Raw genomic sequence first — 7530 nt, 5'->3', positions numbered from 1 at the left:
CATCTCAAAGTTGGAACGCAAGCTCAAAACCTATGCGACCAAAAGCAAGCCAGGCAAAAGGATTGGCCCCATCAATAAAGGTTTCCCACTGTCTCGCTGTCTCAGCGTCTCACTGTCTCGGCATTGGCATTGGCATTGGCATACAGCAGTCGTTACTAGACGCGGAAAGAAGACCTATGTTGCGTTTCACACCAAGATCGGCGGTTCGTGACTTCTTTGCTATTCGCCGCTAGTTTGTAAGCTGTACGAACGGCTTAGAGCCGCCGTACATACCCGACACAGCCCCAACGTACCGAGGTTAATTGAATGCCCCATCTCTTCGTCAATAGGCCTCGCCTGACTGACCCAACTTCAAGTAATGCGGACCTGCGCAAGAATTTCCTATGGGAGACAATTAATACTGCCGTATATCTTGTTGGCGGTATCGTCTTTGTCATTGGCAGCATCCTGTTTCTTCCCGCGCTGGCCGCCTACGCGGATCTAGGGGCGTGGATCTTCTTTGGCGGCTCCTTGCTCTACCTGTTGGTAACGGGGCACGACCTGTTCGAGGTCCGGCGTCATCTCCGTGAAATTGTTGGGGTCAAAACAGTATGGGACAAACTAGAGTTCTGGGCTGCGCTCAGCTACACCGCCGGTAGCGTGCTGTTCACCATAGGCAGCTTGCTCTTCCTGTCACCGGGTGCGTTATTCATTGCGGGGGCGTGGTGTTTCGTGATCGGTAGTCTGCTATTCGTGCTGGGCGCGGTCATCAACGTATTAGAGATCGTACTGGCGAAAGATCTAATCACTTTGCAGTTGATGAATTTGACGGCCTTGACCTTTGTAACCGGCTCGACACTCTTTGCGGTGGCGTCAATTCCTTACCTTATGGCACTGAATGACCCGGCGGACCGGACGACAATCGACGCGTTTCTAGCGTGGCAATACATCGTGGGAAGTGTGCTATTCTTTGCGGGGGGCGTGTTCAATTACTGGCGCACCTGCGTGATTATGAGGCAGGAGATTCGCGCGGCTCTCGTCGGAAACGCCACCCAATAGAGGCTAGGCCAGAACCACTTGCCTAAAAAACTTGGTAATGAGAATGCGCGCGCGCCATATTCGTGGCTTTTATGCCTGCGAACCAGTTGCGAACCGGTTTGTCAAAATTACGGATAAAATAGGCGCTTAAAAACAATATGTTACAGAATAGGTTAGACCCTACCGTCGGAGCCAAAATAAGCCCTTTAAGTCAGTGACTTAGAGGGCTTTTTGGTTTTTTGGGTTGAGCACTGAATTCAACCTTGTCACCGAATTTGTCACTAATCCTGAACGCGGTGGAATAAGACGATTAGAAGCTCAAAATTTTGAAAAACAGGTCAAACACCGAGATGAATTTGGTCACCGACACGAGTATTGCAAAAAAACAAATTTGATAACGTTGATGCCTCATCATTAACGGCAACTAAAGACGGCCTACTGAAGTGGTCTTGCTTTTCAGTACAGATTTACGGCATTGCTAAGATACATCGGGTTTCTGTTCATGCCGCTTTTCGTGTTTCCATCTGGCTGAAGTATGCGATGTCCGGCGTTCGCTTATCAAATACCGCTATTTGGCCCCATAAGCGCTGACGTCAGACAGTTTAGGCAATCCCAAAGCATAATAAGATCATTGGATAGATAACGGGTAGGTTATGCAAACGCAGCATTCGACATTAAGGGCGGATTGCGGACTTTCGCTGCAAGTGCGCGGGCTCTCGGGCAATCTGGCGAAAGCAGCCGTTCAATAAGAGGTCAAATCCACGAATGCTGCAAACGATCTAATGGCGGCAGTGAGCCCAATGTGCAGATTTTCTGCGTCGCAGCGAATGCCTGCTTCTAAATAATAGCAAGGAATGCAAAGCAGCCCCGAAATCCGAGTTGTATTTACTATTTGTCGGCATGCTCAAGCGCAGTCAATCAGTCAAATCCGACGTAAGCAAATTGAAAGGCTCATCATGGAAGCTCAAGCATTTTTGGTCGTTGAAGCAACGCCAAACCCAGACAACGCCGACGACATGCAGAAGTATGGCTCGCAATCATATGCCATCATGGCTAAGCATGGCGGTGAACCGGCTGCAAATTATAAGGTCCAATCTGTCATGGATTTAGGCGAAAAGCCCGCTATGATCGGGGTGTTTTCATTCCCGAGCGCGGAAGCCATCAATGGGATGGTCAATGACCCAGAATACCTGGCAATCGTACCATTTCGGAACCGAGCATTTTCCAACATTCGTTTATTCGTTTGCGGTGGATAGGTAGGCCAGATGGAACGTATTTTTAGGAGCATCGACTTCGTTGAGAAGAACATGTTCGAGCCAATCGACATTCACGACATGGCGAAAGCATCGCATTATTCGACCTATCACTTTTGTCGAATTTTCCGTTCACTTGTTGGCGATGCTCCTAAAGAATACCTCCGGAAAAGACGGCTGACGATTGCTGCACAGCGATTGGCCAAGGGTGAGAGTTCAATCTTGGACATCGCCCTGAGCTGCCAATTTGAATCACATGCGGCGTTCACGCGGGCCTTTAAACAACTCTTCAAGACCACACCGGAGCAATATCGCGAAAATGCTGACCCGTTTAGACTGATCTATAAGGATCAATTCAGTCCGCATATGTTGAATCACCTTCAAAATCGGCTGGTCATGGAACCCAATATCGTTGTGCGATCCGAAGTAAGGGTCATCGGAACCGCGCGCCAATATACTGAAGAAGATTTGGACATGGACACGTTGTGGTCTGCATTTCGAGAAGAGGTCGTCCATATTTCAAATCGGGTTGGCAGGGATGCGTTTGGAATTTATGAGGAGTATCAAGAAAGCGAAGACGGAGTCGGATTCAGTTATATCTGTGCCGTCGAAGTAAGCGATTTTGATAATATTCCTGACGGTATGATTGCGAGAGTTATCCCATCACATCTGTATGCGGTCTTCCAACATGAAGGGCCGGTCTCATCACTGCCCGAGACAATGAAATACATTTGGGGAAGTTGGCTTCCAAAATCCGACTACGAATACGTCGAAAAACCGGATTTTGAACTCTATTCACCTGACGCACAGCCAAAAGGTGCGGATAAAACGCTATTCCTTCATATCCCCGTGAGCCGCAAGTAGGGCAAAGGTCGGTGAAGCGTTTATGTGCTGCGAATGAAATACTCCGAGCCAATTCGGCTCATCTCTAAGAAAAGGAAACCCCAATGGTCTTTGTTACCGCACTCGTTCTATTCGGACTTCTGACAGTCGTGATGCTGTTTATCGAAATCAATTTTACCTACCTCACTCAAGGTTTTGGCTACGGCTTTTCCTCAAATAGAAGCACGACGACTGAATATTCTCCCTTGGCGCGTCGGATCAAGAACGCCTATCAAAATCAGGTTGAGGCCGCCGCTTATGGCGTACCCATTTTGGCCGCCGCTGCAATAAGCGGACTAGAAAGTGGAAGCGCGGAAACGGCAGCCCATGTATTCGTTCTGGGTCGTGCGGCATTTGCCGTTTTGTACTACACTGGAATTCCGTTCGCTCGTATACCAGCGTTTGCCGCTGCGGTATTGTCGATTGCATATATCGGCTATTCCTTGCTGGTTTCAGGGATGGCGTAACTTTTGTCGCCCTAATGGGCAGTCGGCAACGGAAGCAGACATTGAAGATCGCCGCTTAGTGTCGGCTTTGTCCGCAGTCTGTGAATTCACCGATCACTCGATTCTGCTGGCGCAGCGAAAGTCCGGTCTAACGGGCCCCACTGCGGCATTATCGAGGGTAGGCGAACGGCAACAAAGGGCCGAAAGCGCCATTTGAGCCTCATCGCTCGTACGGCTGCTTTGTCCGCATATCAAGCATTGGTACATATGATAGCGAATAGCCGCTTTCACCAAAATCACTTTGTTAAAAAATCGCCGTCACCATTGCTGAAAACCTTGGCAAGCCACAACGAACTCATACGGTTACCGCAAGTATCTGCGTCGAAGAAAAGAACAAAATGATTAGGAAACCGTAAACCGTATATGTAAACGGCTTGCTGGGATTTGTTGAAAAGCAATGTAAGTCATTGCTTTTATTGGTCGGGACGGAAGGATTCGAACCTTCGACCTACGGTACCCAAAACCGTCGCGCTACCAGGCTGCGCTACGCCCCGACTGAGGGCTTATTAACCACCAGTCGCGGGAATGAAAAGCCCTAAGACGCGTTGCAGGGCCAAGAAGTTGAAAATTGATCAAAAAAACTGTGACGAATTTGGCTTCCAGCTTTAATTCCAAGGGTTTCGGCCATGCCGCCGTTTATTTCAAGAACGGCGATTGATCCGTCTGGTCCGGGAATATGCGTCTCGTCCAAGGGTTTTGCGCGCTCGTGAATGGCCAAGACTTCGCCATTGGGGGCGATAAAAAGCAAATCGAGTGGAATCAATGTGTTTCGCATCCAAAAGGCCATGGGACGCGGCGAATCATACAGGAAAAGCATGCCCGACATCCGTGGCATTTCGGTACGGTGCATCAGACCTTGCGCACGGGATTCGTTGGTATCAGCGATTTCGATTTGAAACTGGGCCTGCCCCCATGGGCCGCGCAATTCGGCGGTGGTGGGGCTGCAATCGGCTAGTCCCGCCGAAGCTATAAACCCCGACAGAACAAAAGGCGCCGTAAAGCGCAAAACATGTGTAAACATGCGAGACGTTGTTAGGTTTCTAAATCGCTGGATAACACAGCCTCCCAAGATGTCACGGACGCGGCCATTTGGCCCCGCTCGCCGTCCACGACCCGCATAGCAACCGCTTCTCCGGGTTGAAGGTCTGCAAGCCCCGCAAGGTGCAACACTTCCACGTGTACAAAAACATCTTCAGGATAGCCAAACACATTGGCAAATCCAAATCCTTTAGTGCGATCAAACCATTTTATCCGCGCCGGAAGTAAGGGACCGGCTTCTCTTGCAACCGAATCAGAATCCCCTTCGCCCGTATCACTGTTTTTTTGGGGCGGTTTGATGGCTAAAACCCGCGTGGCCTGTATGCCGCGGCTGGTATCATGGATCTCGATTTCGACTTCAGCCCCTTCTGAGATAGAGCTTTGCCCGAAATTACGCAGCACGTTTGCATGCAAAAGGATATCCGGCCCGTCGTCGTCGCAGACGACAAAGCCAAACCCTTTTACAGGATCAAACCACTTCACGTACCCATGAACGATACGTCCTATTGCTAATTCTATTGTCATCCCAATACGCCTATTTGGCGCCTTTTATTATGTCCTGCCCGCGGTCCTTTTCGGCAAACACCGCCAAGGTTACAAGAGGTAATTTGAGATGTAGTCTAGAAGAAGTTAACCCTACGTCAACTAAACTATGGGTTGAGACGCACAATTTTCCAATCGGAATCAGTGTCTTCCCGAGTCCAACGGAACCGATCATGGAGGCGAAATTCGCCATCCGCCCAAAACTCGATCTCTGTTGGTTTAATGCGGAATCCCCCCCAAAACGGGGGCCGCGCGGGGGCTGTCCCCTTGGCGAGGGTGATTTTTGCTACTTTCGCGACCAATGCGGATCGTGAACTCAAAGGTTGTGATTGATCCGACGCCCATGCGCCGAGTCGGCTTTTCAGGGAACGGCTGGTAAAATAGGCGTCCGCCTGTGGCCCCTCCTCCCGCTCTACATTTCCCCGCACACGGATTTGCCGCCGCAAGCTCTTCCAATGCATCACAAAACTAGCGGTACCGCTTTGGGCGATTTCCTGCCCCTTTGCGCTGTTGTAATTCGTATAGAAAACGAACCCAGCGGACTCTATTTCTTTGAGCAAAACCATGCGCACATTGGGCATGCCTTGGGAATCCACAGTCGCCAAAGCAATGGCGTTCGGATCGTTCGGCTCGCTAGTTTCCGCCTCGGAAAGCCACCTTTGGGCAATCACAAAAGGGTCGTCACCCGCAAAAATATCTCTTGTCTCGCTCATGGTCGCCTCAAAGTTTTCTGACTGGTCTATTGGTTGGAGCACGCCAACAGACTTGATGCAACACTGACTATCGCTTATGGCAGGTATAATTTGGGGCGTATAAACGTAGGATAACACATGAAACTGATGGACGGTAAACGTGGCCTTATTATGGGGCTCGCCAATGACAAATCTATCGCTTGGGGCATCGCAAAGACCTGTGCTGAACATGGGGCCGAGCTGGCATTCTCTTATATGGGGGATGCTTTTAAAAAGCGCGTAGAGCCACTGGCCGCGACCTTGGGTGTGACCCAGCTTTTTGATTGCGACGCCTCAAACGCCGAGTCGTTGGACGCGATGTTCGCAGGCATCGAAGAAGCATGGGGCGAAATCGATTTCGTCGTCCATGCCATCGGTTTCTCGGATAAAAACGAATTGCGTGGCCGCTATGTTGACACGTCGGCGGCAAACTTCCGCATGACGATGGATATCTCGGTTTACACGTTTACTGCCGTTGCACAACGCGCAGAAAAACTGATGAAATCAGGTGGTTCCATGTTGACGCTCACCTACTACGGTGCCGAGCAAGTCATGCCACATTATAATGTCATGGGTGTCGCAAAGGCTGCACTTGAAGCCTCGGTGAAATACCTCGCCGAAGACCTTGGCAAAGATGGCATCCGCGTGAATGCAATCTCTGCAGGCCCTATCAAAACACTGGCCGCTTCTGGGATTGGCGATTTCCGTTACATCATGAAATGGAACGAATTGAACTCGCCCCTGCGCCGCAATGTCACCCAAGAAGAAGTCGGTAAGGCAGCACTCTATCTGCTTTCGGATCTTGGATCTGGAACAACGGGCGAGAATCTGCACGTTGACGCGGGCTATCACGTGGTCGGCATGAAAGCCGTCGATGCGCCCGATATCGACGCGACAAAAGGCAGCTAAACCATGACACTCGCCGCCTTTATCGCTGTCGCGCTTCTGCACCTTATGGCTGCTATCAGTCCGGGCCCCTCGGTCCTGATGGCGGCGCGCACGGGAGTCACGCATGGCTTTCGCGCAGCAACGGGTGTGGCCATCGGCATCGGAATCGGCGGCGTTATTTGGGCGGCGGCGGCCTTATTCGGCCTGTCGCTGCTTTTCGCGTATGCACCAATTTTATTGACTGTTTTCAAACTCGCGGGCGGCGCTTTCCTCGTTTATATGGCGATTAAACTGTTTAAACAGGCCGATACCCCCCTCAATACAGGCACCTCTGTGACGGCACCAAGTCTGGGTCGCGGCGTCCTTTTGGGGTTGATCACACAGTTGGCAAATCCCAAACCCGCGATCCTTTTTGCAGCCATCTTTTTGGGGACAGTGCCTTCGGACGCAGGCGCAACTGTCATCGCTGCTTTGCTCGCAATTGTCTTCTTTAACGAGACTGTTTGGAATATCCTTGTGGGGCGGATTTTCTCTCTCGAACGCACGCGGCGCAATTATCTCAACCTCAAAGGCACCATTGATCGCATTTTCGGTGGCCTCTTGGGGGCTTTAGGGCTAAAAATTGCCCTTACATAAGTTACCTTATCTGCCTGCAACCATGAAAGAGCTGCC

Annotated in this window: 9 protein-coding genes and 1 tRNA gene; 6 read left to right on the top strand and 4 right to left on the bottom strand. The window is 50.7% G+C overall.

Annotated elements, in window-relative coordinates:
* Positions 1-306: 306 nt before the first annotated feature.
* The 4 genes from AB9F27_RS15270 (at position 307) to AB9F27_RS15255 (ending at position 3619) form a co-directional block, all read left to right on the top strand.
* Positions 307-1038: a YrhK family protein gene (locus tag AB9F27_RS15270; protein WP_335586766.1), complete on the top strand. Its 732-nt coding sequence runs from the start codon at positions 307-309 to the stop codon at positions 1036-1038.
* A gap of 935 nt (positions 1039-1973) precedes the next feature.
* The gene (locus AB9F27_RS15265; protein ID WP_335586980.1) at positions 1974-2273 is read left to right on the top strand and encodes a DUF1330 domain-containing protein; all 300 of its coding nucleotides are present in this window, start codon (positions 1974-1976) and stop codon (positions 2271-2273) included.
* A 9-nt stretch (positions 2274-2282) separates the two neighbouring features.
* Complete coding sequence (locus AB9F27_RS15260; RefSeq protein WP_335586979.1) at positions 2283-3134, top strand: GyrI-like domain-containing protein; 852 nt, start codon at positions 2283-2285, stop codon at positions 3132-3134.
* An 83-nt stretch (positions 3135-3217) separates the two neighbouring features.
* Positions 3218-3619, top strand: coding sequence for an MAPEG family protein (locus AB9F27_RS15255; protein WP_335586978.1), 402 nt, complete (start codon positions 3218-3220; stop codon positions 3617-3619).
* Positions 3620-4075: 456 nt separating this feature from the next.
* Here the strand turns inward: AB9F27_RS15255 and AB9F27_RS15250 are convergent.
* The 4 genes from AB9F27_RS15250 to pdxH form a co-directional block, all read right to left on the bottom strand.
* A tRNA-Pro gene (locus AB9F27_RS15250) sits at positions 4076-4152 on the bottom strand.
* A 41-nt stretch (positions 4153-4193) separates the two neighbouring features.
* Positions 4194-4679, bottom strand: coding sequence for a DUF192 domain-containing protein (locus AB9F27_RS15245; RefSeq protein WP_335586977.1), 486 nt, complete (start codon positions 4677-4679; stop codon positions 4194-4196).
* Between the two features lie 11 nt (positions 4680-4690).
* On the bottom strand, positions 4691-5221 hold the full coding sequence (locus AB9F27_RS15240) for a cold shock domain-containing protein (protein WP_335586976.1): 531 nt from the start codon (positions 5219-5221) through the stop codon (positions 4691-4693).
* Positions 5222-5346: 125 nt separating this feature from the next.
* The gene (gene pdxH, locus AB9F27_RS15235) at positions 5347-5952 is read right to left on the bottom strand and encodes a pyridoxamine 5'-phosphate oxidase (protein ID WP_335586975.1); all 606 of its coding nucleotides are present in this window, start codon (positions 5950-5952) and stop codon (positions 5347-5349) included.
* 117 nt (positions 5953-6069) lie between these two features.
* Between pdxH and fabI the strand changes: the two genes are divergently transcribed.
* Together fabI and AB9F27_RS15225 are read left to right on the top strand one after the other, a co-directional pair.
* The gene (fabI, locus tag AB9F27_RS15230) at positions 6070-6879 is read left to right on the top strand and encodes an enoyl-ACP reductase FabI (protein WP_039002141.1); all 810 of its coding nucleotides are present in this window, start codon (positions 6070-6072) and stop codon (positions 6877-6879) included.
* 3 nt (positions 6880-6882) lie between these two features.
* The gene (locus AB9F27_RS15225) at positions 6883-7494 is read left to right on the top strand and encodes a LysE family translocator (RefSeq protein WP_369757912.1); all 612 of its coding nucleotides are present in this window, start codon (positions 6883-6885) and stop codon (positions 7492-7494) included.
* The last annotated feature ends 36 nt before the right edge of the window (positions 7495-7530 follow it).

The organism is Falsihalocynthiibacter sp. CO-5D18, from assembly GCF_041205445.1.
In the GTDB taxonomy this organism is placed as follows: domain Bacteria; phylum Pseudomonadota; class Alphaproteobacteria; order Rhodobacterales; family Rhodobacteraceae; genus Falsihalocynthiibacter; species Falsihalocynthiibacter arcticus.
The sequence above is the reverse complement of the archived record's forward strand: the minus strand, read 5'-3'. Positions and strand labels throughout refer to the sequence as shown.

What these genes read in the sequence shown, in the direction of transcription:
- AB9F27_RS15260 (WP_335586979.1), top strand. Translation starts at nt 2,283, where the DNA reads ATGGAACGTATTTTTAGGAGCATCGACTTCGTTGAGAAGAACATGTTC.
- fabI (WP_039002141.1), top strand. Translation starts at nt 6,070, where the DNA reads ATGAAACTGATGGACGGTAAACGTGGCCTTATTATGGGGCTCGCCAAT.
- AB9F27_RS15225 (WP_369757912.1), top strand. Translation starts at nt 6,883, where the DNA reads ATGACACTCGCCGCCTTTATCGCTGTCGCGCTTCTGCACCTTATGGCT.
- AB9F27_RS15245 (WP_335586977.1), bottom strand. Translation starts at nt 4,679, where the DNA reads ATGTTTACACATGTTTTGCGCTTTACGGCGCCTTTTGTTCTGTCGGGG.
- AB9F27_RS15270 (WP_335586766.1), top strand. Translation starts at nt 307, where the DNA reads ATGCCCCATCTCTTCGTCAATAGGCCTCGCCTGACTGACCCAACTTCA.
- pdxH (WP_335586975.1), bottom strand. Translation starts at nt 5,952, where the DNA reads ATGAGCGAGACAAGAGATATTTTTGCGGGTGACGACCCTTTTGTGATT.
- AB9F27_RS15240 (WP_335586976.1), bottom strand. Translation starts at nt 5,221, where the DNA reads ATGACAATAGAATTAGCAATAGGACGTATCGTTCATGGGTACGTGAAG.
- AB9F27_RS15265 (WP_335586980.1), top strand. Translation starts at nt 1,974, where the DNA reads ATGGAAGCTCAAGCATTTTTGGTCGTTGAAGCAACGCCAAACCCAGAC.
- AB9F27_RS15255 (WP_335586978.1), top strand. Translation starts at nt 3,218, where the DNA reads ATGGTCTTTGTTACCGCACTCGTTCTATTCGGACTTCTGACAGTCGTG.